Raw genomic sequence first — 21,773 nt, forward strand, 5'->3', positions numbered from 1 at the left:
GTTACCAACGCTTCCCAACTGGGCCCCGGCCTTCGCCGGGGTGGTGGCTCATTAAGTAGGCGGCGTTACCCGCCTAAATAGTGCGCCTGCGCAGCATCCGTCCCACTCACCGCAAGGATCGACCGCGCCGTGCTCGGCGGCAAAGCCTGCCCCGCCCATCACCACTCGCCGCGATCACCCGCTCCAGCAGGTCCTGCCCCTCGCGCCACCAGCCGATCCCGCTCGCGGCGTTCAGATGTCCCTGCGGTCCGGCGTCGACGAAGTGGCTGCCCCAGTCGGCTGCCATGCTGTGCGCGCGTTCGGGCGTGACCCAGGGGTCGTCGCTGCTCGCCACCACGATCGACGGGAAGGGGAGCGGCGTGCGCGGCGTCGGCGAGAAACCCTTCAGCTCGGCCTGCGCGCCGCCGCGATCGACATCGGCCGGCGCAACCAGCAAGGCGCCGGCCACCGGCCACCCATAAGGTTGCGGGCTGAGTTCGGCCCACCATGCCACCGCGAGGCAGCCAAGGCTGTGCGCGGCGAGAATCACCGGTGCGTCCGCGCGGCGGATCGCCTCGTCGAGCCGCGTCACCCAGGCGTTGCGGTGCGGCGTGTTCCACATGCCGAGTTCGACGCGGACCGTGTCGGGCCGCGCGTCTTCCCACAGGGTCTGCCAGTGCGAGGGCCGGAACCGCCGAGACCCGGCACGGTCAGGATGGTCGGCTGGACGGATTCATACGGTGCGAAACTACCCACAGCGCTTCTCCTTCTCCAAATTCCCGGTTTCCGGGCCCTCTGGATAGAGGGTGGAAAGCATGGGTGAACGGCGCTCTAGGGGACGCCGGTCACGCCACGCTCTCCGATATCGAAGCTAATCCTACTTAATCGATAGGCAATGAGATTGCGGCGAAAGGAAGGCAGCTTGCGGTGGCCGGACGGGGCGGCGATAGGCGGGCATGGCAAGGATGCGCGCATGGTAAAAATACGGGCGGACCAGATGCTGGTCGACAGGGCCTCGTCGAGTCGCGGACGCGTGCGCAGGCGCTGATCATGGCGGGCCTGGTGTTCGCGGGCACGAAGAAAGTCGACAAGCCCGGCCAGACGCTCCCCGACGACGTCGTGCTCGACGTTCGCGGGCGCGATCATCCCTGGGTCTCGCGCGGCGGGATCAAGCTCGCGCACGGCCTCGCGCATTTCGACTGGGACGTAAGCGGCGCAGTCGCGATCGACGTCGGCTCGTCGACCGGCGGCTTCACCGACGTGTTGCTGAAGAATGGCGCGACCAAGGTGTACGCGGTCGACAGCGGCACCAACCAGCTTGCATGGTCGCTTCGCCAGGACGAGCGCGTCATCGTCCACGAACAGACCAGCGCGCGCATCCTGACGCCCGCGCATATCCCCGAACCCGTCGACCTGATCGTGTGCGATGCGAGCTTCATCGGCTTGGCCAAGGTGCTCGAACGCCCGATGTCCTTCGCCGCGCCCGACGCCCGGCTGATGGCACTGGTGAAGCCGCAGTTCGAGGCGGGCCGCGAGGAAGTGGGGAAGGGCGGCGTCGTCCGAGATCCCGCCATCCACCAGCGGGTCTGCGACGAGGTCGCGGCATGGCTGACCGGGCAGGGCTGGCACGTCGAGGGCGTGGTCGAGAGCCCGATCACCGGCCCTGAGGGTAACGTCGAGTTCCTGATCGCTGCTAGGCTTGGGGATGAAAGGCCTGCATCGGAAGCGTCGAAGTGTCCTCAAACCCTCCCGTCATCCTGACGAAAGTCAGGACCCAGAGCCAAGAAGGCTGCGCTCTGTACTCTGGGTCCTGACTTTCGTCAGGATGACGGATGTGGCGGTGGGTGTGCTTCAAAACCGCGGCCAGCGCCGCCACCGTGCCGGAATGAACCACTAGCGGAACGATTTCCCCGCACGCACGGTTTACGGATCGCCAAACGCGCGGCAGGACGTGCCCGCGTAGAGACGGAAGGACGTATGTGGGCGGTATCGCTTCGAAGGGCCAGTTGAGGATGTCGTTCCTCCGCTGGGCGGTCGTGACCGTGCCCCTGATCCTGCTGCTCGGCTTCCTCTCCGGACGATCGGTCAGCGTCGGCAGCGACAACGCATGGTACATGGCGCTTGCCAAGCCTGCGCTGAACCCGCCGGGCTGGGTGTTTCCGGTCGTCTGGACGACGCTCTACATCCTGATCGGGCTCGCGCTGGCGATGATCCTCAACGCGCGGGGCGCGCGGTTGCGCAGGCTCGCGGCCGCGCTGTTCGTCGGGCAGTTCGTGCTCAACCTCGCCTGGACGCCCGTCTTCTTCGGCGCGCACCGGATCGGTGCGTCGGTATTGGTGATCGTCGCGATGCTGGCGCTGTCGATCGCGGCGACCTTCGTTTTCGCACGGATCCGGCCGGCTGCGGCGTGGCTGATGGTGCCGTACATGGTGTGGATCAGCTTTGCCGGCGTGCTCGCGTTCAGCATCGGGCAGTTGAACCCGGATGCCGAAACACTTGCACCGACGGCCCGTACCTCCCAAATGCTGTGACGCAGCAGTATATGCAACAGTCTCTGGGGTTTTGAAGCAATGCAGTCCGAAAACCGCGTGTTCGACGATATCGTCAAGGTCTTGAACGGTGCGGCCGGTACGCTTGCGGGCGTCGGTCGCGAAGCCGGTTCGGGCGCGCGGGAACGGGCGCGCGAATGGCTCGGCGGGCTCGATTTCGTCAGCCGCGAAGAGTTCGACGCGGTCAAGGCGATGGCCGCCGCAGCACGCGACGAGAACGATGTGTTGAAGGCGCGTCTCGATGCGCTCGAGGCCAAGATCGCGGCCCAGTCGACGGTAAATGCACCGCTCGGGGCGTCGGTCGACTGACTTTTCCACAGTTTTCCGCACAAACGGGTTCGATGGGGTTGCCGTGGCGTTTTTGCCTCGGCACCCTTGTCGTGCGATAAGGACCGCCAGGACCTAATGATGCTCGACCAAGTAGACCACGACCACGAAGACGCTGCTCCGATCGACATGCTCGAAAGCTATTATGCTGCGCATGGCTGGGAGCATGAGCGCCACGAGGACGAGATTGTCGCGACCGTGAAGGGCAGCTGGGCGACGTATGAACTGCGTGCCCTGTGGCGCGAGGACGATAGCGTGCTGCAATTCCTCGCTTTTCCCGACATCAAGGTGCCCGACGAGCGCCGCCAGGCGGGTGTACGAGACGATCGGGCTGGTCAACGAACAGCTCTGGATCGGCCATTTCGAGCTCTGGTCGTCGAGCGGCATATTGTTGTTCCGGCATGCGGCGATGGTCGATGGCGGCGATGACGGGACGATGTCGCTCGAGGCCGCCGAACTGCTCGTCGAATCGGCGATTGAAGAATGCGAGCGCTTCTACCCCGTGTTCCAGTTCGTGCTGTGGGGCGGCAAGACCCCAAGGACGCGCTCGCTGCGGCGCTGATCGAAACGCACGGCGAGGCTTGAGCATGGGGTTTCCGGTCAACGGATTTCCGACGTGCCCGCTATGGTTGATCGGCTGTGGCAACATGGGTGGGGCGATGCTGCGGCGCTGGATCGCCGCCGGGCTCGATCCGGCGAGCGTGACGGTGATCACGCGCAGCGGCAAGGGTGTCCCCGACGGTGTCCGCTCGCTGACCGCGCTGCCTGATGAAGACGCGCCTGGTACGCTGATGCTGGCGCTCAAGCCCCAGCAGATCGACGCGGCGCGGGCGTTGCTCGCGCCGATGAAGGGCGCTCCGAAGCTGTTGCTGTCGATCCTTGCGGGTGTCGATCACGCCGCGCTTGCCGGGCGGTTCGAGGCCGACGCGATCGTCCGGGCGATGCCTAACCTCCCGGTCGCGATCGGCAAGGGCGTGACGTCGCTCTACACGCCCGGCGCGTCGGCCGAGGCGACCACCGCGGCGGAAGCGTTCGCAGCCCCGCTCGGCCATTACGAGTGGATCGCCGACGAAGCGCATTTCGATGCGGTGACCGCGCTGGCGGGCTGCGGCCCCGGCTTCGTGTTCCGCTTCGCCGATGCGCTGGCCAAGGCTGGCGCGGCGTTAGGGCTTCCGGCTGACCAGGCCGCACGGCTCGCGATCGCCACGCTGGAGGGCTCCGCGATCATGGCCGCCGATGCGGACGTCTCGCCCGCTGTACTGGCCGACCGCGTCGCCGGCCCCGGCGGCTCGACCCGCGAAGGCATGAACGTCCTCGACCGCGACGATGCGCTGGTCGCCTTGCTCACCGAAACGCTGGCCGCATCCGAGCGCCGCAACGCCGAAATGGCCGCCGCGGCTCGCTAGATCGATTTAAGGGAAGTTGGCTGGGGCGGCAGGGTTCGAACCTGCGCATGGCGGCATCAAAAGCCGCTGCCTTACCACTTGGCGACGCCCCAACAGAGGCGGCCTTATAGCGGGGCCGCGCCGCGCTGAAAGCCCTTCCGCGCGTCAATCGGCGAGATGGTGCAGCCAGTTGTTGGCGTCGGGGGCGGTGCCGCGCTGGATCGACACGAGCGCGTCGCGCATCCGCATCGTCAGCGCGCCTGGACCACCGCTGCCGATCGTGAAGCGTCCCTCGGGGCTCGCCACCGTGCCGATCGGCGTCACCACTGCCGCGGTGCCGCACGCGAACGCCTCGACCAGTCGTCCGCTCGCCGCATCGGCGCGCCACTGGTCGATCGTGTAGCCCTCTTCGCGCACCTTGATGCCCTGAGCCCGTGCGAGCGTCAGGATCGAGTCCCTGGTGATGCCGGGGAGGATCGTGCCGGTCAGCGCGGGCGTCGCCATGCTGCCGTCGTCGAACACGAAGAAGATGTTCATGCCGCCCAGTTCCTCGACCCAGCGGCGCTCGGCCGCGTCGAGGAAGACCACCTGGTCGCAGCCGTTACGGATCGCTTCCGACTGCGCGAGCAGGCTGGCCGCATAGTTGCCGCCGCACTTGGCGGCGCCGGTGCCGCCCTGCGCGGCGCGGGTGTTGCTGGCTGACCCAGATCGACACGGTCGGGGCGCCGCCCTTGAAATACGCGCCGACCGACGAGGCGAGCACCATGTAGAGATATTCCGACGACGGCTTCACGCCGAGAAACACTTCGGACGCGAACATGAACGGGCGCAGGTACAGCGCACCGCCGTCGCTTTCGGGGATCCAGTCGGCGTCGGTCTTCACCAGCCGCTCGACCGATTCGATGAACAGGTCCTCGGGAAGTTCGGGCATCGCGAGACGCCGCGCCGAATCCTGGAAGCGGCGCGCGTTGGCCTCGGGACGGAACAGCGCGGTGCCGCCGTCGGCGAGTCGATACGCCTTCATCCCCTCAAAGATCTCCTGCGCGTAATGCAGCACCGACGACGCCGGATCGATCGTCAGCGGCGCGCGCGCGGTGATCCGCGCGTCGTGCCAGCCCTTGGCGTCGCTATAGCGGATCATCGCCATGTGATCGGTGAAGACGCGCCCGAATCCGGGATCGATCAGCCGCTTTGCACGCTCGTTCGCCTCGACCGGGGTCGCGTTCGGTTCATGCCGAAAGGCGGAAGGCGACGTAAAAGCTGGAGCGGACATCGAAAATCTCTCTCGTGGCGGGTTGCCGACGACTACGGGCGATGTCTAAACCGGTCAACATGCCTGCCACAGCGTCTTCTGCTTCACCCTGTTCCTTCGGGAACCCGAACTCCGCCGCGGCATGGAGCTGCTGTACTTCGGCTATAGCCACCTGACCCGATCGATCGACCAGGGGCTGGCCGAGGAGGGGCTGGGGCGCGCGCACCACCGCGCGCTGTATTTCATCGCGCGCAAGCCCGACATGACGGTGAGCGAACTCCTGTCGCTGCTGGCGATCACCAAGCAGTCGCTCGGCCGCGTGTTGAACGAGCTGGCGGACCGCAAGCTGGTCGAGACCCGGCCGGGCGAGCGCGATCGTCGGCAACGATTGCTGCGGTTGACGGCCGAGGGCTCGAAGATGGAGCGCGAGCTGTTCGAGGCGGCGCGGATCCAGATGGCCGCGGCGTATGCGAGCGCGGGACAGAGCGCGGTGTCTGGGTTCTGGGCGGTGCTGGAGGGACTGGTGCCCGAGAGCGAGCGGTCGCAGGTGATCGGGTTGCGCGGCTAGCCGGTCCGGCAGCTGGCTGCCTTGGTGCTTGGGACGATTTTGCGTTGACGTCGCCGCAAGGACTGTGGCACTCGGCCGACCATCGAGAGCCGGTGGACGAACCGGACCGACCGGCGTCAGATAGCCGTTCGCGGGTGTAGCTCAATGGTAGAGCTTTTGCTTCCCAAGCAAGTGACGAGGGTTCGATTCCCTTCACCCGCTCCATTCCAGCGTAGCTGAAATCCCAGTCGACTGAGCCGTTTACCGTGCTCGCTCGCCGAGCAGGTTCGCCAGGGTCGGCTCGATCGCCTCGGCCATCATCCGCTGGCCATGGGTGTCAGGATGCAACGGCTTGCCGTGCTGTGGCAGGCGCGGATCGTAGAAGAGCGTCTCGTCGAGCGTGCCGTCCGGGCGGCGGAAGATCGCGCCGATATCGCGGTAGGCGACGCGGGGATCGGCCGCATAATGGTCGGCCAGATAGGCGTTCACCGCTGCATCCGTCGCCGATTTGGCGGCTGTGATCGCACTCGGTAGCAACCCGAGCAGCAGGATCTTCGTGGTTGGCAGGCGGCGCTTGAGATCGTCCACGACCGCGTCGATGCCCGCTTGGGTCTGCGCCGCGGTTCGCCCGGCCCCTGCGGTGTCGTTGGTACCGATCAGCACGATCGCGACCTTCGGACGAAGCCCTCGACCTCGCCGTGCTGGAGCCGCCAGAGGACGTTGGCCGTGGTATCGCCGCTGAACCCGAGGTTGAGCGCGCGGCGGGGCACATAGTATCTCGCCCATGTCGGCGCGAAATTCTCGTCCGGCGGCGTCGCCTTGTCGTAGTTGTTGGTGATCGAATCACCGATCAGGACGACGGCGGGGTCGGGATGTTCAGCGATCGTGGCGAGGATCGCGTGGTGACGATCGGTCCACCATCGCTCGTTCAGGCGGTCCGTCGGCGGTGGCGCGAGAGCTGGCGTATCGGGCGCCTGCCGGGCGATGACGGGCACAGACGCGGTGACCAGTAACGCGGGCAGCAGCCAGAACGGGGATCGGCGCGGGATCACGCCAGATCCTCCCCGTCGATGGTTGTGCTGCCCGCTTGCGCTTGCCGGGGGCGGCGACCGAGAGGCTGGGGTTGAGCGGCATCGCCTGCGGATCGGACCAGCCCAGCGCCTGCGAGATGGCGGTGGCGGTCCGTTTCAGTGCGATCAACGCTTCGTCGGCGGAGATATGCGGGGTCTCGTCGATCACCTCGAGGAACGGGATCGTCAGCGCGGCGACGACATGCCCGTCATAACCGAAGATCGGGCAGCTCATGTCCGATACGCCCGCCATCCGGTTGCTCTTGCTCCATTCATGGCCGCGGTCGCGGATCGCGGCGAGATGCGGGGCGAGGCTCGCTCGGGTCGCGGCGTCGGTCGTCTCGTCGAGGATCGCGGTTCGTGCGTCCTCGCCCATGAACGCGAGCAGGACATGGCCCGAGCAGTTCGTCGCGAGCGCGATACTGGTCCCCAGTCGCACGGCGAAACCGGTCGGGCCCGGGCTTTCCTGCCGCAGCACGATCAGGCCGCTCGCGCCGTTGCGCACGACGAGGTGGCAGGACTGCATCGCGGTCGCCGCCAAGGCGTGCATCAGCGGCGCTGCGACATGCGTCAGTTCCTGCGCCGGGGTCGCGCGGTGGGCGGTTTCGAGCAGCTTGTAGGTCACGCGGTAGCGGTCGCTCGCAGGATCCTTGTGCAGCCACCCGCGCCGGTCGAGCACGACGATCACGCGGAACAGCTCGCTGATCGATCGCGACAGGCGGGTCGCGATGTCGCTGACCGTGAGCCCGCCCGGCTCGCGCGCGAGGAGCTCGATGATCTCGATCGCCTTCTCCAGCGCGGGTGCGGAATAGACGCGGGGCCCTGCGGTATCCGTGTCCGGGGCGGTGTCCGGCTTGAGCGGTGGCGGTGGCGACTGCGGGGAGGGGGCATGGCGGGGCGATCGTGGTTGCGGACGCGAACCTTATGCCGCAAGCGCGGCGGGTCGATACAGCAATCTTTCATATCTGAAAGTTGCTCGCCGTGGTGGTGGCTTGCTAGGGCACGCCCGTACGCCACGGTTTCTGGATCGATGCGCATGAATGGGAGACGCCGCATGACGATCGCCTCGACGCTCGATTTCCGCGAGGCCGCGCGCAAACGCCTGCCGCGGTTCCTGTTCGACTATGCCGATGGCGGCTCCTATGCGGAGGCGACGCTCGCCCGCAACGTGAGCGACTTAGCCGGGATCGCGCTGCGCCAGCGGGTGTTGCGCGACGTGTCCGATCTCGATCTGTCGACGACGTTGTTCGGCCAGCATCAGGCGTTGCCGGTCGGGCTCGGGCCGGTCGGGATCGCGGGCATGTATCATCGTCGCGGCGAGACTCAGGCGGCGTGGGCGGCGCATGCCGCCGGCGTACCGTTCTGCCTGTCGACCGTATCGCTGTGTTCGCTCAGCGAGGTGGTGAAGGCGGCGCCGGCGGGGCCGACCTGGTTCCAGCTCTATGTCATTCGCGACCGCGCGTTCATGCGCGACCTGCTGGCGACCGCCAAGGCGGAAGGCGCGAAGGCGCTGGTGTTCACGGTCGACATGCCGGTGCCGGGCGCGCGCTACCGCGATCAGCATTCGGGGATGTCGGGGCCGCGCGCGCCGCTGCGGCGGATGTTGCAGGCGATGGGGCGGCCCGGCTGGGCGTGGGACGTGGGCTTGCACGGGCGACCGCACCAGCTCGGTAATCTGGAGCCGGTGCTCGGCAAGGCGAGCGGGCTGAACGATTATATGGGCTGGCTCGGTAGCAACTTCGATCCGTCGATCGCGTGGAAGGACCTGGAGTGGATCCGCGAAGGCTGGGACGGTCCGCTGATCATCAAGGGCATCCTCGATCCCGACGATGCGCGCGAGGCGGCGGCGATCGGTGCGGACGGGATCGTCGTGTCGAACCATGGCGGGCGGCAACTCGACGGCGTGCTGTCGAGCGCGGCGGCGCTGCCGGCGATCGCGGACGCGGTGAAGGGGCAGCTTACGGTGCTGGCGGACTCGGGCGTGCGGTCGGGGTTGGACGTGGTGCGGATGCTGGCGTTGGGGGCGGACGGTGTGTTGTTGGGTCGCGCGTGGCTTTATGCGCTGGCGGCGCGGGGCGAGGCGGGGTCACGCAGTTGCTGACGCTGATCGAGCGGGAGATGCGTGTGGCGATGGCGCTTACGGGGGTCAGGTCGATCGCGGAGATCGACCGGGGTATTCTGGTTTGAGAGCGGGACTTCCCAAGGCCCGCTCTATGCAAACGCACGCCGCCCAAGTTCACCACCCCGGCGGAGGCCGGGCCCAGTTGGAAAGGTCGTCATAACGTAGGACGGTCCCTAGTTACCTCCGTCCCCCAACTGGGCCCCGGCCTTCGCCGGGGTGGTGGTTAGTGGCGAGGTCCTGCGAACTCTCCTCGGCGTGTCGTGTTTGGTTGCTCAGTGGATCGTCGGTTGGATCGCCTGACCCGAAACCGTCCGCCCGGCCTTCACCGCGAACGCCAGCACCACCAGAAAACACACCGCCGGCACCAGCATCGCGGTATCGATCCCGGCAAGATCGGAGATGTGCCCCATCAACCCGGTCAGCACAGCGCCGCCGATGATCGCCATGATGATCAGCGACGCCCCCGCGCGGCGGAGCGGGCCCAGCCCGTCCATGCCGAGCGCGAAGATCGTCGGGAACTGGATCGACATGAACAGGCTCGCGAGCACCAGCGCGTACAGCCCGACCTGTCCACCGACGAGCCCCGCGATGCCCGCCAGCACGGCACTCACCACCGCGAAGATCGCGAGCAGGCGAGGGGGCGATCCGGCCCATCAGCGCGGTGCCCACGAACCGGCCGATCCCGAACAGCACGAGGCTGGCGAACAGGTAATCCGCAGCATCGTGCTCGGCCATGCCGGGGACGTTCGCCTGCGCATAGCGGATCGTATAGCTCCACATCCCGACCTGCGCGCCGACGTAGAAGAACTGCGTGATCGTCGCGAAGATCAGCCGCGGATGGCGGAACACGTCGACGAACCGCGACGGCGCACCGACGGTTTCTTCCGCACGGTGCTCGGGAAAGCGGATCACCGCGGCGGCGACCGCGAACAGCAGCACGACCAGCCCGATCACCAGGTACGGCGTCTGCACCGCGACCACTTCGCTGCGATAGAAGGCCTCGCGCGCCGCCGGGGTCATCGCCGCCACCGTGCTATCGTCATGGACGATCTCCGACAGGATGAAATACTTGCCGATCAGCACGCCCACGACGGTACCGACCGGGTTCGCCGCCTGCGCCCAGTTCAACCGCTTGGCCGCGGTCTTCAGGTCGCCCAGCTCGGTCATCAACGGGTTCGCCGACGTCTCGAGGAACGCCAGCCCGCACGCGATCACGAACAGCGCCGCGAGGAAATACAGATATTCGCCGTAATGCGCGGCCGGATAGAACAGCAGCGCCCCCGCCGCATACAGCACCAGCCCGGTGACGATCGCGGTCTTGTAGCCCTTCGCCCGCGTCACCAGCGCGGCCGGGACCGCGAGCAGGAAATAGCCCATGTAGAAGGCCTGCTGGACGAAGCTCGTCTGGAAATCGGTGAGCGTGAACGCCTTCTTGAACTGCGCGATCAGGATGTCGTTGAGGTTGTTCGCCATCCCCCAGAGGAAGAACAGCGCGACCGTCAGCACAATCGCCGGCACGTATTTCCTGTCGGCGGTCGTTCCGCTCATGATCCACTCCTGATTATGTTTTTGGTCGTCAGTCTATCGCGCGGTCGAGATGGGTGTAGCCGCCATCGACGTAGAGCCATTGGCCGGTCGTGTGGCTCGCCCGGTCGGAGAGCAGGAAGACCACCGTATCGGCGATCTCGCGATCCTCGGTCATGCGGTGGCCGAGCGGGATGCGCGCGACGATGCCGTCGAGCTTTTCCGCCGGGTTGTCGAAGCTGTCGATCCAGCGCTGGTAGAGCGGCGTCATCACCTCGGCGGGGATCACCGCATTGACGCGGATCCCGTCGCCGCGCAGCGCCACCGCCCATTCGCGGGTCAGCGCGAGTTGCGCGCCCTTTGCAGCGGCATAGGCGCTGGTATCGCCTTGCCCGGTCACCGCGGTCTTCGACGAGATGTTGACGATCGCACCGCCGGACTTGCGCAAATGCGGCACCGCGTGATGCGCCATCGCGAAATAATGGACGAGGTTCTGGTCGAGCGAGGCGCGGAACTGCGCGGGCGTCTTGTCGAGGCCGATATTGTCGTTGGCCCCGGCGTTGTTCACCAGTCCGTCGATCCGGCCATAGCGCGCGACCGCCGCCTCGACCGCCGCCGCGCACGCATCGTCGTCGGACAATTCGGTCGCGACGAACAGGTGCTCGGCCGTGAAATCCTCCGGCGGCGAGCGCGACACGATCACCGGGATCGCGCCCTCCTCGGCCAGCCCGCGGGCGATGGCGAGGCCGATACCGGCCCCGCCACCCGTGACGATCACGACCTTGCCGTCGAGCCCGAGCTTCATCCGGCGAACCGATAATCGACCAGCGACTGCGGCTTCATCTCAATCGAATACCCCGGCAGCGTCGGCGGCATATAGGCCGCGTCGCGGATCACGCAGGGGTCGACGAAATGCTCGTGCAGATGGTCGACATATTCGATCACGCGCCCCTCCTTGGTCCCGGAGAAGCAGAGATAGTCGATCATCGACAGATGCTGGACATACTCACACAGGCCGACGCCGCCCGCATGCGGGCACACCGGCAGGTCGTACCGGGCCGCGAGCAACAGCACCGCGAGCACCTCGTTGACGCCGCCCAGACGGCAGCTGTCGATCTGCACGACGTCGATCGCGCCCGCCGCCATGAACTGTTTGAACATGATGCGGTTCTGGCACATCTCGCCGGTCGCGACCTTCACCTCGCCGATCGCATCGCGGATCGCCTGGTGGCCGAGGATATCGTCGGGGCTGGTCGGCTCCTCGATGAACCACGGCTTTGCGAAGGCGAGCGCGTTGACCCACTCGATCGCCTGCGGAACGTCCCACACCTGGTTCGCGTCGATCATCAGCTTCCGGTCGGGACCGAGCACCTCGCGCGCGATCGTCAGGCGACGAATATCATCCTCCAGATCGCGACCGACCTTCAGCTTGATATAGTCGAACCCGGCATCGACCGCTTCCTGGGCCAGCCGCCGCAGCTTGTCGTCGGGATAGCCGAGCCACCCCGCCGACGTGGTGTAGCAGGGGAAGCCGGTCGCCTCGAGATCGGCGATCCGCTCGGCCTTGCCCGCAGCGCGGTTCGTTAGCAGCGTGAGCGCATCTTCCGGCGTTATCGCGTCGGTCAGGTACCGGAAATCGATCGTGCGGACCAACTCCTCCGGGGTCATGTCCGCTACCAGCCGCCAGACCGGCTTGCCGACCGCCTTCGCCCACAGGTCCCAGATCGCATTGACCACCGCACCGGTCGCGAGGTGGATCGCGCCCTTGTCGGGGCCGATCCAGCGCAACTGGCTGTCACCCGTCAGATGCCGCCACATCCGCCCCGGATTCTCGATGATCCAGTCGAGGTCGAGCCCGATCACGAGATGCCGCATCGCCTCGATCGCGGCGACGCAGATGTCGTTGCCGCGACCGATCGTGAAGGTCAGGCCGTGGCCTTCGAGCCCGTCCGTATCGGTGTCGAGGACGACATAGGCGGCCGAATAATCCGGATCGGGATTCATCGCATCGGAGCCGTCGAGCCCTGCGCTGGTCGGAAAGCGAAGGTCGATCGTCCTGAGGCCGGTGATTTGCGTCATGCGGCGGCGATCCCGGCGGCGACCATCGTCTGGGTCTGCTCGCCCAGGCCCTCGATACCGAGCCGTACGGTCTGGCCTGCGCGCAGATATACCGGCGGCTTCTGGCCGAGACCGACGCCCGCGGGCGTGCCGGTCGAGATGATGTCGCCCGCCTCCAGCGTGCAGAAGTCGCTGAGGTACGAGACGATCGTCGCAACGTCGAAGATCATGTTGGCGGTGGTGCCATCCTGATAGCGATGGCCGTCGACCTCCAGCCAGAGGTTCAGGTTTGCGGATCGACTTCGTCGGCAGTGACGAGCCACGGCCCGATCGGGCCGAACGTGTCGCAGCCCTTGCCCTTGTCCCACGTACCGCCCCGTTCGAGCTGAAACGCGCGCTCGGACACGTCATGGACGACGCAATAGCCAGCGACGTGCGACAGTGCATCGGCCTTGGCGATGTGGCGACCGGGGTGCCGATTACGACGCCGAGCTCGACCTCCCAGTCGGTCTTTTCGAGCCGCGCGGGATTTCGACGTCGTCGTTCGGGCCCTGGATCGCGCTGGTCCATTTGCCGAACACGACCGGCTCGGCCGGCAGAGCCATGTTGCTCTCGGCGGCGTGGTCCGAATAGTTCAGGCCGATGCAGATGAACTTGCCGGTCCGCGCGACGCACGGCCCGATCCGCGGAGCGCCCTCGACCTTGGGCAGCGTCGCCACATCGAGCGCGGCGATCTTCGCGAGGCCTTCGGGCGACAGCAATTCACCGGCGATGTCGCCGAGCTCCGCGGGCAGCGCGCGAATGACGCCGTCCTGATCGAGGATGCCGGGCTTTTCCTGGCCGCGTGGGCCGTAACGCAACAGTTTCATCTGATGATCCTTAGTTGACCCAGCCGCCGTCGATCACATGGACCGCGCCGGTGGTGAAGCTCGATTCGTCGCTGGCAAGATACAGGAACAGCGCGGCGATTTCCTCGGCACGACCGAGCCTACCCATCGGCTGGCGCGCGACGAAAGCGGCGTCGGCCTCGCTGACCGATATACCCTGTGACCCTGCCTGCGAGACGATGCGTTCGCGCAACGACGGCGTCTCGATCGTGCCGGGGCATACGCAGTTGCAGCGGATGCCGCGCCCGACGAAATCGGCGGCGATCGCCTTGGTCAGCCCGACCACGGCGGCTTTCGACGCGCCATAGGCATAGCGATTGGGGATGCCCTTCACGCTGGAGGCGATGCTGCTCATGTTGACGATCGCGCCGGCGCCCTTGTCGAGCATGCCGGGCAGGAACGCACGCGTCATGCGGTGCATCGCGTGGACGTTCAGGTTGAACGACAGGTCCCAGTCCGCATCGCTGCCTTGCAGGATGTCGCCCGCTGCGACGAAGCCGGCGATGTTGGCGAGGATATCGATCGGGCCGGTCGCCGCGGGCAGCGCGGCGATGGCGGCGGGATCGAGCAGGTCGACGACGATATGCTCGACGCCTTTGACCGCCTTCAGCGCGGCGCCGTCGCGGTCGAGCGCGAACACCCGGGCGCCCTCGTCGCGGAAGCGTTCGGCGGTGGCGCGGCCGATGCCCTGCGCCGCAGCGGTCACCACCGCGGTCTTGCCCGACAGTCTCATTCCATCTCCTGCGCGTCGTTGTGCGTTGGCTCGGTTTTATTAGTCAAAGTAGCTTTTGTGAAGGGTTGCGATATGATTGGGCGGTAGCCGGGTCCCGCGACGCGGTCAGATGAGGCTGAGGATCAAGCGAACATGGCATATCGGATCGTAAGCGCGCTCGATCTCGTCGACGACGCGGCCCTGATCGCCGCCTATCGCGAGCGGCACGCGGCCGGCGCGGTCTGGCCCGAGATCGTTCGCGACATTCGCGACCGGGGCTATCGCGACATGGAGATCTGGCAGGTCGCCGACCGGCTCGTGATGATCGCGGAGGTCGAGGATGATTTTCCCGCGCCGCGGACCCTGCCGTCCAGTCCAAGGTCGCCGAGTGGGAATCGGAGATGGACCGCTACCAGCGGCCCATCGATCCGGCCGGCCCGAAATGGGTGGCCATGGAGAGGATCTTCTCGCTCCGGGACCAGCCGAGCGACTAGGCTCGACCGGTCCTGTTCGGGTTGAATTGGTATTGTTTGGTCGGCGTCGTCGTTACGATCGTGTCACGCCTTGAACAAGGATGCCGCCTTCAACACCGTCGTCCGGCCTGCCGCATCGGTCACGGCATAGGTAAAGCCGGGCAGCAGGCAGAACGCGCCGACATTGCCCTTGTTGTCGAGCGCGAGGAAGCCGACCTGGACGCCGCGGATCGCGTCGCCGCGCAGCTTGGCGATATGGCGAACCACCTCTTCGCACGCCTGTTGCGCAGTGGCGCCGCCGCGCATCGAGGCGACCACCCGCGCCGACCCGGCGACCCGGGTGACCTCTTCGCCGAGCCCGGTCGAGGTCGCGCCGCCGACGCCGGCCTCGACATACAGGCCCGAGCCGACCTGCGGTGAATCGCCGACCCGCCCGCGCATCTTGAACGCCATGCCCGATGTCGTGCAGGCACCCGCCATCCGCCCGTCGGCCGTCCGTGCCAGCAGCCCGATCGTGTCGTGATCCAGCGCACCGCCCGGCGTGCGGGCTGGCTTGAGCCCGCGCACTTCGCTGTTCGCCTCGGGCTGATATTTGGCGGTTTTCAGCCATTCCCGCCATGCCTTCTCGGAGTCTGGCGTCAGCAGCGACTGTTGCGGGAAGCCCTGATCGCGCGCGAACCGCGTCGCGCCTTCGCCGACCAGGAACGTGTGCGGCGTCCGCTCCATCACCCGCCGCGCGACCGAGATCGCGTGCACCGTGTCCTCCAGGGCCGCGACCGCGCCGACGCCACCCGCATCGTCCATGATGACGGCATCGAGCGTCACGTGCCCGTCGCGGTCGGGATAGCCCGAATAGCCGACGCTGTGATTGGTCGGGTCCGCTTCCGGTACCATCGCGCCAGCCTCGACCGCATCGATCAGCGATCCACCTGCGGCGAAGTCGTGCGAATGCCGCGGCATTGGCGGCGGCGCCGAAATCCCAGGTCGACAGGATGACCGCCCCCGATCGACCGCCGGTGGCCGCGGTGGCCGCCCTCGAAAACGGTGCGGCCAGCGAAAAAGTCCCGATCGTTCCGAGGCTTGCGAGCAGTGAACGGCGTGAAGTCATCGGTATTGGCCCCCATTTCACGTGATATCCCGACGGTATCGCGATGTCGCGTGGTCCGCCAGAGGCGTCACGCATTTGCAACATCTCGTCGTAAATGTTCCGTAAAGGTATGGTATAGGTATTGACGGCATAAATTATATGATCAAGCATTTAGCCCACACGCCGGGCAAGCGACGTCGCGCAATCCGGGACAAGGGGTAGGGTATGAACTTCAGTCATTCGGTATCGAAGATAGCGCTAACCGGTTCGCTGATGCTGTGGGCATTGCCCGGCGCGGCGCAGGAGATGACGCCCGATCCCGTCACGCCGGCCCAGGCTGCTGCGCCGACCCCCGCCGACGCCAAGGTCCAGGCCGATGCGACCACCGCCACGACCGCGGTCGGGCCGACCGATAGCGGGGCGAACGATTCGATCGTCGTCACCGGATCGCGCATTCAGCGGCCGAACACGACGTCGGCCGCGCCGATCACCTCGGTCACCGCGCAGGATATCCGCGCGCAGGCCGCTGTGAACGTCGAGGACGTGCTGAACCGCCTTCCGCAGGTCGCGCCGGACAGCCAGCAGACCTATAACGACTCCGACGGCCGCCAGCGGATCAAGCTGCGCAGCCTCGGGTTCGAGCGCACTCTGGTGCTGATCGACGGCAAGCGGCTGGGTACGCAGAACGGCCAGGACGTCGGCATCATCCCGCCGTCGCTGCTCGAGCGGGTCGACGTGCTGACCGGCGGCGCCTCGTCGGTCTACGGATCGGACGCGGTCGCGGGCGTCGTCAACTTCGTCCTCAAGAAGGACTTCGAAGGTCTTCAGATCGACGGCAACTATAATTTCTACAACCACAACAACAAGGACACGGTCGTGTCGCCGCTGGCGCGCGCGGCCGGGTTCAGCAGCCCGCGTGGCCTGACCAACGACGGCGGCCGGGCGGACATCACGGTGACCGCGGGCAAGAAGCTGTTCGACGGCGCGCTGCGCATCAACGGCTTCGTCAACTACAAGCACACCGATCCGGTGTTGCTGTCTGAGCGCTCGAACTCGGGCTGCTATCTCGACGCAGACGAGCCTGAACGCGCCGCTGTCGTGCGGCCTGACCCCGAGCAGCTCGACGAGCGGCCTGATCACGCCGCAGACCGGCGCGAACGCCAACGCGCAGTATGTCAACAACCCCAATGGCACGCGCGAATTCGTGCCGTTCGGTCCGGGTGCCGGCAACGCGTCGAACTATTTCAGCAACTATGCCTATCAGCGGCCTTCGGAGCGCGTGAACGCCGGCGGCTTCGTCAGCCTGGACATCGCGCCGGACGCCGAGCTGTATGCGTCGGGCATCTGGTTCCGCGACAAGTCGTACAACAACTATCCGGCGATCGCGGGCGGCACCGTGAACGTCAACTGCAACAACCCGTTTCTGTCGGGATCGCAGGCGACCGCGATCTGCGGCGCCGCTGCCGGTACCGCGGCGACCGCGCCGATCGACCTGCGCTATCGTCTCGGCGAAGGCAACGATCAACCCGACACGTACCTGAACACCGGCGTCCGCCTGACCGGCGGCGTCCGTGGCAAGGTCGGCGATGCGTGGACCTATGACCTCGGCGGCGTCTATGCGCGCAATCATCAGGATTACACGCCGAGCTTCGTCAACGCGACCAACCTGCAGAATTCGATCACCGTCGGCGGCACGCGTACGTCGCCGACCTGCGCCACCACCACCGATGCCGCCTGCGTTCCCTTCGATGCGTTCAGCGCGGGCAACACCAACACCGCATTGATCGACTATCTGTACGACCAGGGCACCTCGACCACGACCGGCACGCTGTACGACGTGCAGGCGAACGTCACCGGCGACCTCGGCAAATACGGCGTCACGTCGCCGTTCGCCGAACAGGGCGTCGCGATCGCGCTGGGCACGGAATATCGCAAGGATACGCTGAAATCGACCGCCGACAGCGTGTATCGCGCAGGGCTGGGCGGCACCGATACCTATCTGAAGCAGGATGTCTGGGAAGCCAATATCGAGGTGCAGGCGCCGCTCGTCGAGCATAAGCGCTTCGTCGACCTGTTGCAGGTGAACGGCGGCTACCGCGTGTCGAAGTACAGCAGCAACCCAAGCACCTTCAACACCTGGAAGATCGAGGGCATCTACGCGCCGGTCAGCGACCTGACGTTCCGCGCGTCGTTCAACAAGGCGCAGCGCGCACCGACCGTGGTCGAGATCCGCCAGGCGACCAACGTCGAATTCGCCCGCGGCGGTTCGGGCACGATCAACGATTTCTGCGCCCTGACCGTCACCACCAACGCGAACGGCGGCGTCAGCTATGGCGCACCGATCGCCTCGCGTGACGTCTGCCGCGCGACCGGCCTGTCCGACGCGCTGTACGGGAGCCCGACGCTGATCTGCCCGGGCGATGCTTCGACCGGGGCGACCGGGTGCACGGTGCGCTCGGGTGGCTTCACCGCCGATCCGGAAACCGCCTACACGCAGACCTATGGCCTGATCGTGAAGCCGCGGTTCGTGCGCGGGCTGGTCTTCTCGGTCGATCGTTACAAGATCAAGATCGACGACTCGCTCGGCTATAACGACTACAGCTATTACACCGATGGGTGTCAGCGTTCGAACGGCGACGCGTTCTTCTGCCAGGGCATCGTCCGCAATCCCGGCACCGGCACGCTGTATTCGCCGGCGTCGAGCAACCCGACCACCGGGTTCATCCGCCAGGGCACGACCAACTTCTACAAGTCGATCGCGCGCGGCTATGATTTCCAGGCCCAGTACACGATGGATCTGGCCAGCATCGGCAAAGTCGACTGGAGCTTCAACGGGTCGCTGACGACGTTCGCGGGTGGTCAGGATTCGCCGGTTCAGCCGCAGCGCAACTGCGCGGGCTATTACGGCAATGGTTGCGGCCAGCTGATCCCGAAATGGTCGCATGGCCTGCGTGCGACCTATACGACGGTCGACAAGGGCTTCAGCGCGTCGTTCAACTGGCGCTATGTCGGTTCGCTGACCAACGCGGACAATTCGGGTGATCCGGCGATCGGCGGCACGCCCGAGCGCGAGCGGACGAGCTACTACCACGTCTCGCCGCAGAGCTATTTCGATCTCGCGCTCAACTTCGCGATCGCCAAGCAGTTCTCGCTGCGCCTGATCGCGAACAACCTGTTCGACAAGACCCCGCCGATCGTTCCGGACTCGTACAACGTCGCTTCTCGCGCGGACCAACACGATCCTGCAGCGCTACGACTCGCTCGGCCGGAACCTCGCGATCGGCACGACGATCAGGTTCTAAGGGTTTCCTTCTCTCCCCGACTGGGGCCCGCCAGCGATGGCGGGCCCTTTTTTTGTCGAGCGAGCAGGGACGTCTACGGGTTGATCGTGACGAAGCTGTCCATCACGCGCTTGCGACCGGACGTCTCGAAGTCGATCTCCAGCTTGTTGCCTTCGATCTCGGCGATCGCGCCGTAGCCGAACTTCTGGTGGAACACGCGCATGCCGAGCGACAGGTCGTCGCGCCCCTTGTTGCCGAGGCTGATCGCGCTGGACCGGCTCTCGACGACGCGGGCGGGTTTGGCGTTGAAGGTGCTGCCGGTACCGGCGGCGCTTCCCGACGCGCGCTGCCAGCCGGGACCGCGGCCGGTGCCGCGCGCAACGTCGGCGAAGGGATCGGCCCGGTCGGACCAGTTGGCTTGCCAGAGGCTTGCGCCGCCCGACATCGTCGTTTCCGTGTCGATGTGCTCGGCGGGGAGCTCGGCGACGAAGCGCGAGGGATCGACGAGTTCCACTGGCCATAGATGCGGCGGTTGGCGGCGTGGAGTATCACCGCCAGACGCCGCGCGCGCGTGATCGCGACATAGGCGAGGCGGCGTTCCTCCTCGAGGCTCTTCACGCCGCCTTCGTCGAGCGAGCGTTGCGACGGGAACAGGCCTTCCTCCCAGCCAACCAGGAACACCGTGTCGTATTCGAGGCCCTTCGCCGCGTGGATGGTCATGATCGTGACCTGCGGATCCTGCGCGCCGCCTTCGTTGTCCATCACCAGCGAGACGTGTTCGAGGAACGCACCGAGTGAATCGTATTCCTCCATCGCGCGGACGAGCTCGCTGAGGTTCTCAAGGCGCCCGGTCGCCTCGACCGATTTCTCGGCCTGGTACATCGCCGTATAGCCGCTCTCGTCGAGCAACTGCCGCGCGAGTTCGGCGTGCGGCAGGCTGGTCGCCATGTCGCGCCAGCGGGCGATGTCGCCGACCAGCCGGCCGAGCGACTTCTTCGCCGCCCCTGTCAGTTCGTCGGTGTCGAGGATGCGCGCGGCGGCCGTCGTCAGCGGGGTGCCGGTGGCGCGCGCCAACTGGTGGATGCGTGCGACCGCCTTGTCGCCCAGGCCCCGCTTGGGGACGTTGACGATGCGTTCGAAGGCGAGGTCGTCCGCCGGCTGGTTGACGACGCGCAAATACGCCAGCGCATCGCGGATTTCGGCGCGTTCGTAGAAGCGGAAGCCGCCGACGATCTTGTACGGCATGCCGATCGCGATGAAGCGGTCCTCGAACTCGCGCGTCTGGTGCTGCGCGCGGACCAGGATCGCGACCTCGTCGAGGCTCTTGCCCGAGCGACGTACGATGTCGATCTCCTCGCCAACGCGCCGCGCTTCCTCGGGGCCGTCCCAGACGCCGATGACCTTGACCTTCTCGCCCACGTCGCGCTCGGTCCAAAGCTGCTTGCCGAGCCGCCCGCCATTGTTGGCGATCACGCCCGATGCCGCGCCGAGGATGTGCGGCGTGCTGCGGCTAATTCTGTTCGAGGCGGATGACCTTCGCACCCGGAAAATCACGCTCGAACTTCAGGATGTTTTCGACCTGCGCGCCGCGCCACGAATAGATCGACTGGTCGTCGTCGCCGACGCAGGCGATATTCTTCCGCTCCTGCGCGAGGAGCCGCAGCCAGAGATATTGTGACGAGTTGGTGTCCTGATACTCGTCGACCATGATGTATTTGAAGCGCTGCTGATACTGCGCGAGCACGTCGCGGTGCGTCTTCAGGATGACGAGCATGTGGAGCAGCAAGTCGCCGAAATCGCACGCGTTGAGCGCGATCAGGCGCGCCTGGTATTGCTGGTACAGCTCGCCGCCGCGGCCATTGGCGTAGCGTTCGGACTCGCCCGCATCGATGTCGGCGGGGACGAGGCCCTTGTTCTTCCACTGGTCGATCAGTCCGGCGAGGCTGCGGGTCGGGAAGCGCTTCTCGTCGATATCGGCGGCGAGGATCAGCTGCTTCAGCAACCGCAACTGGTCGTCGGTATCGAGGATCGTGAAATTCGATTGCAGCCCGACCAGTTCCGCATGACGGCGCAGCATCTTGGCCGCGATCGCGTGGAAGGTGCCGAGCCACGGCATCCCCTCGACCGCATCGCCGACCAGCCGCCCCACGCGCTCGCGCATCTCGCGCGCGGCCTTGTTGGTGAAGGTGACGCTGAGGATTTCCGACGGCCACGCCTTCCTCGTGAAGATCAGGTGCGCGAGGCGGGCGGTCAGTGCCGCGGTCTTGCCGGTGCCGGCGCCGGCGATGATCAGGACCGGGCCATCGGTGGTCAGCACAGCCTCGCGCTGCGGCGGATTGAGGCCGCGGAGATAGGAGGCTCTGCTTGCGGCGCGGACGTTTGGGCGATCTGGTTCACCGGTGAACAGGTAGGGAACGGCGGCCGATCGGGCAAGCACTTGGTCTTGTCGGCGCGAGGGCATGCGGTAGGGTGGTGGTGCGTGTGAGGGAGATGCCGGATGGATCGACGTGACGTGATCTC

General features: G+C 66.4%; 15 protein-coding genes, 2 tRNA genes and 8 pseudogenes. 11 read left to right on the forward strand and 14 right to left on the reverse strand.

Annotated elements, in window-relative coordinates; genetic code table 11:
- Positions 1-65 precede the first annotated feature (65 nt).
- A pseudogene (locus AC0IX7_RS03025) lies at positions 66-735 on the reverse strand (RBBP9/YdeN family alpha/beta hydrolase).
- 217 nt (positions 736-952) lie between these two features.
- Here AC0IX7_RS03025 and AC0IX7_RS03030 point away from each other — a divergent pair.
- The 5 genes and pseudogenes from AC0IX7_RS03030 (at position 953) to AC0IX7_RS03050 (ending at position 4,261) form a co-directional block, all read left to right on the forward strand.
- A pseudogene (locus tag AC0IX7_RS03030) lies at positions 953-1,740 on the forward strand (TlyA family RNA methyltransferase).
- A gap of 251 nt (positions 1,741-1,991) precedes the next feature.
- On the forward strand, positions 1,992-2,510 hold the full coding sequence (locus tag AC0IX7_RS03035; protein WP_471813705.1) for a TspO/MBR family protein: 519 nt from the start codon (positions 1,992-1,994) through the stop codon (positions 2,508-2,510).
- A 39-nt stretch (positions 2,511-2,549) separates the two neighbouring features.
- Positions 2,550-2,837 carry an accessory factor UbiK family protein gene (locus tag AC0IX7_RS03040; protein WP_471810470.1) on the forward strand — a complete coding sequence of 96 codons (288 nt, stop codon included), beginning with the start codon at positions 2,550-2,552 and terminating at the stop codon, positions 2,835-2,837.
- A gap of 96 nt (positions 2,838-2,933) precedes the next feature.
- Positions 2,934-3,440, forward strand: a pseudogene (locus AC0IX7_RS03045) (type III secretion system chaperone family protein).
- A gap of 2 nt (positions 3,441-3,442) precedes the next feature.
- The gene (locus tag AC0IX7_RS03050) at positions 3,443-4,261 is read left to right on the forward strand and encodes a pyrroline-5-carboxylate reductase family protein (RefSeq protein WP_471810472.1); all 819 of its coding nucleotides are present in this window, start codon (positions 3,443-3,445) and stop codon (positions 4,259-4,261) included.
- Between the two features lie 17 nt (positions 4,262-4,278).
- On the opposite strand, the gene AC0IX7_RS03055 is transcribed toward AC0IX7_RS03050, so the two are convergent.
- Both AC0IX7_RS03055 and AC0IX7_RS03060 read right to left on the reverse strand, forming a co-directional pair.
- A tRNA-Gln gene (locus AC0IX7_RS03055) sits at positions 4,279-4,353 on the reverse strand.
- Positions 4,354-4,405: 52 nt separating this feature from the next.
- A pseudogene (locus AC0IX7_RS03060) lies at positions 4,406-5,513 on the reverse strand (branched-chain amino acid aminotransferase).
- Positions 5,514-5,634: 121 nt separating this feature from the next.
- Here AC0IX7_RS03060 and AC0IX7_RS03065 point away from each other — a divergent pair.
- Positions 5,635-6,060, forward strand: a complete 426-nt coding sequence (locus AC0IX7_RS03065) for a MarR family transcriptional regulator (RefSeq protein ID WP_471810474.1) — start codon at positions 5,635-5,637, stop codon at positions 6,058-6,060.
- Between the two features lie 130 nt (positions 6,061-6,190).
- Positions 6,191-6,264, forward strand: a tRNA-Gly gene (locus AC0IX7_RS03070).
- A gap of 36 nt (positions 6,265-6,300) precedes the next feature.
- On the opposite strand, the gene AC0IX7_RS03075 is transcribed toward AC0IX7_RS03070, so the two are convergent.
- From AC0IX7_RS03075 to AC0IX7_RS03090, 4 genes and pseudogenes are all read right to left on the reverse strand, one after another.
- The gene (locus AC0IX7_RS03075) at positions 6,301-6,753 is read right to left on the reverse strand and encodes a GDSL-type esterase/lipase family protein (protein ID WP_471813707.1); all 453 of its coding nucleotides are present in this window, start codon (positions 6,751-6,753) and stop codon (positions 6,301-6,303) included.
- Positions 6,696-7,034 carry an SGNH/GDSL hydrolase family protein gene (locus AC0IX7_RS03080; RefSeq protein WP_471813981.1) on the reverse strand — a complete coding sequence of 113 codons (339 nt, stop codon included), beginning with the start codon at positions 7,032-7,034 and terminating at the stop codon, positions 6,696-6,698. The genes AC0IX7_RS03075 and AC0IX7_RS03080 overlap by 58 nt, the downstream gene beginning before the upstream one ends.
- Complete coding sequence (locus AC0IX7_RS03085) at positions 6,916-7,797, reverse strand: IclR family transcriptional regulator (RefSeq protein ID WP_471810476.1); 882 nt, start codon at positions 7,795-7,797, stop codon at positions 6,916-6,918. Before AC0IX7_RS03085 ends, AC0IX7_RS03080 begins: the two co-directional genes overlap by 119 nt.
- A gap of 15 nt (positions 7,798-7,812) precedes the next feature.
- Positions 7,813-7,905: pseudogene (locus AC0IX7_RS03090) on the reverse strand (helix-turn-helix domain-containing protein); the annotation flags it as partial.
- A 258-nt stretch (positions 7,906-8,163) separates the two neighbouring features.
- Here AC0IX7_RS03090 and lldD point away from each other — a divergent pair.
- A pseudogene (gene lldD / locus AC0IX7_RS03095) lies at positions 8,164-9,296 on the forward strand (FMN-dependent L-lactate dehydrogenase LldD).
- Between the two features lie 112 nt (positions 9,297-9,408).
- On the opposite strand, the gene fucP reads toward lldD, so the two are convergent.
- The 5 genes and pseudogenes from fucP to AC0IX7_RS03120 all read right to left on the reverse strand — a co-directional run bounded on the left by fucP (position 9,409) and on the right by AC0IX7_RS03120 (position 14,433).
- On the reverse strand, positions 9,409-10,779 hold the full coding sequence (fucP, locus tag AC0IX7_RS03100; RefSeq protein WP_471810478.1) for an L-fucose:H+ symporter permease: 1,371 nt from the start codon (positions 10,777-10,779) through the stop codon (positions 9,409-9,411).
- A gap of 28 nt (positions 10,780-10,807) precedes the next feature.
- Entirely contained in the window at positions 10,808-11,560 is a 753-nt protein-coding gene (locus AC0IX7_RS03105; protein ID WP_471810480.1) for an L-fucose dehydrogenase, read from the reverse strand.
- On the reverse strand, positions 11,557-12,834 hold the full coding sequence (locus AC0IX7_RS03110; protein ID WP_471810482.1) for an L-fuconate dehydratase: 1,278 nt from the start codon (positions 12,832-12,834) through the stop codon (positions 11,557-11,559). The genes AC0IX7_RS03105 and AC0IX7_RS03110 overlap by 4 nt, the downstream gene beginning before the upstream one ends.
- A pseudogene (locus tag AC0IX7_RS03115) lies at positions 12,831-13,682 on the reverse strand (fumarylacetoacetate hydrolase family protein). The gene AC0IX7_RS03110 and the pseudogene AC0IX7_RS03115 overlap by 4 nt, the downstream one beginning before the upstream one ends.
- Positions 13,683-13,692: 10 nt before the next feature.
- Positions 13,693-14,433, reverse strand: a complete 741-nt coding sequence (locus tag AC0IX7_RS03120) for an SDR family oxidoreductase (protein ID WP_471810484.1) — start codon at positions 14,431-14,433, stop codon at positions 13,693-13,695.
- A 132-nt stretch (positions 14,434-14,565) separates the two neighbouring features.
- Between AC0IX7_RS03120 and AC0IX7_RS03125 the strand changes: the two genes are divergently transcribed.
- Complete coding sequence (locus AC0IX7_RS03125) at positions 14,566-14,931, forward strand: L-rhamnose mutarotase (protein WP_471810486.1); 366 nt, start codon at positions 14,566-14,568, stop codon at positions 14,929-14,931.
- Positions 14,932-14,969: 38 nt separating this feature from the next.
- On the opposite strand, the gene AC0IX7_RS03130 is transcribed toward AC0IX7_RS03125, so the two are convergent.
- Positions 14,970-15,845, reverse strand: coding sequence for a N(4)-(beta-N-acetylglucosaminyl)-L-asparaginase (locus tag AC0IX7_RS03130; protein ID WP_471810488.1), 876 nt, complete (start codon positions 15,843-15,845; stop codon positions 14,970-14,972).
- Between the two features lie 352 nt (positions 15,846-16,197).
- On the opposite strand from AC0IX7_RS03130, the gene AC0IX7_RS03135 reads away from it, so the two are divergent.
- Both AC0IX7_RS03135 and AC0IX7_RS03140 read left to right on the forward strand, forming a co-directional pair.
- Entirely contained in the window at positions 16,198-17,574 is a 1,377-nt protein-coding gene (locus AC0IX7_RS03135; RefSeq protein WP_471810490.1) for a TonB-dependent receptor plug domain-containing protein, read from the forward strand.
- Entirely contained in the window at positions 17,528-19,450 is a 1,923-nt protein-coding gene (locus AC0IX7_RS03140) for a TonB-dependent receptor domain-containing protein (protein ID WP_471813709.1), read from the forward strand. Before AC0IX7_RS03135 ends, AC0IX7_RS03140 begins: the two co-directional genes overlap by 47 nt.
- On the opposite strand, the pseudogene AC0IX7_RS03145 reads toward AC0IX7_RS03140, so the two are convergent.
- Positions 19,348-21,714, reverse strand: a pseudogene (locus AC0IX7_RS03145) (ATP-dependent helicase). The gene AC0IX7_RS03140 and the pseudogene AC0IX7_RS03145 sit on opposite strands and share 103 nt — an antisense overlap.
- Positions 21,715-21,773 lie beyond the last annotated feature (59 nt).

The organism is Sphingomonas sp. AC411 (genome assembly GCF_979253035.1).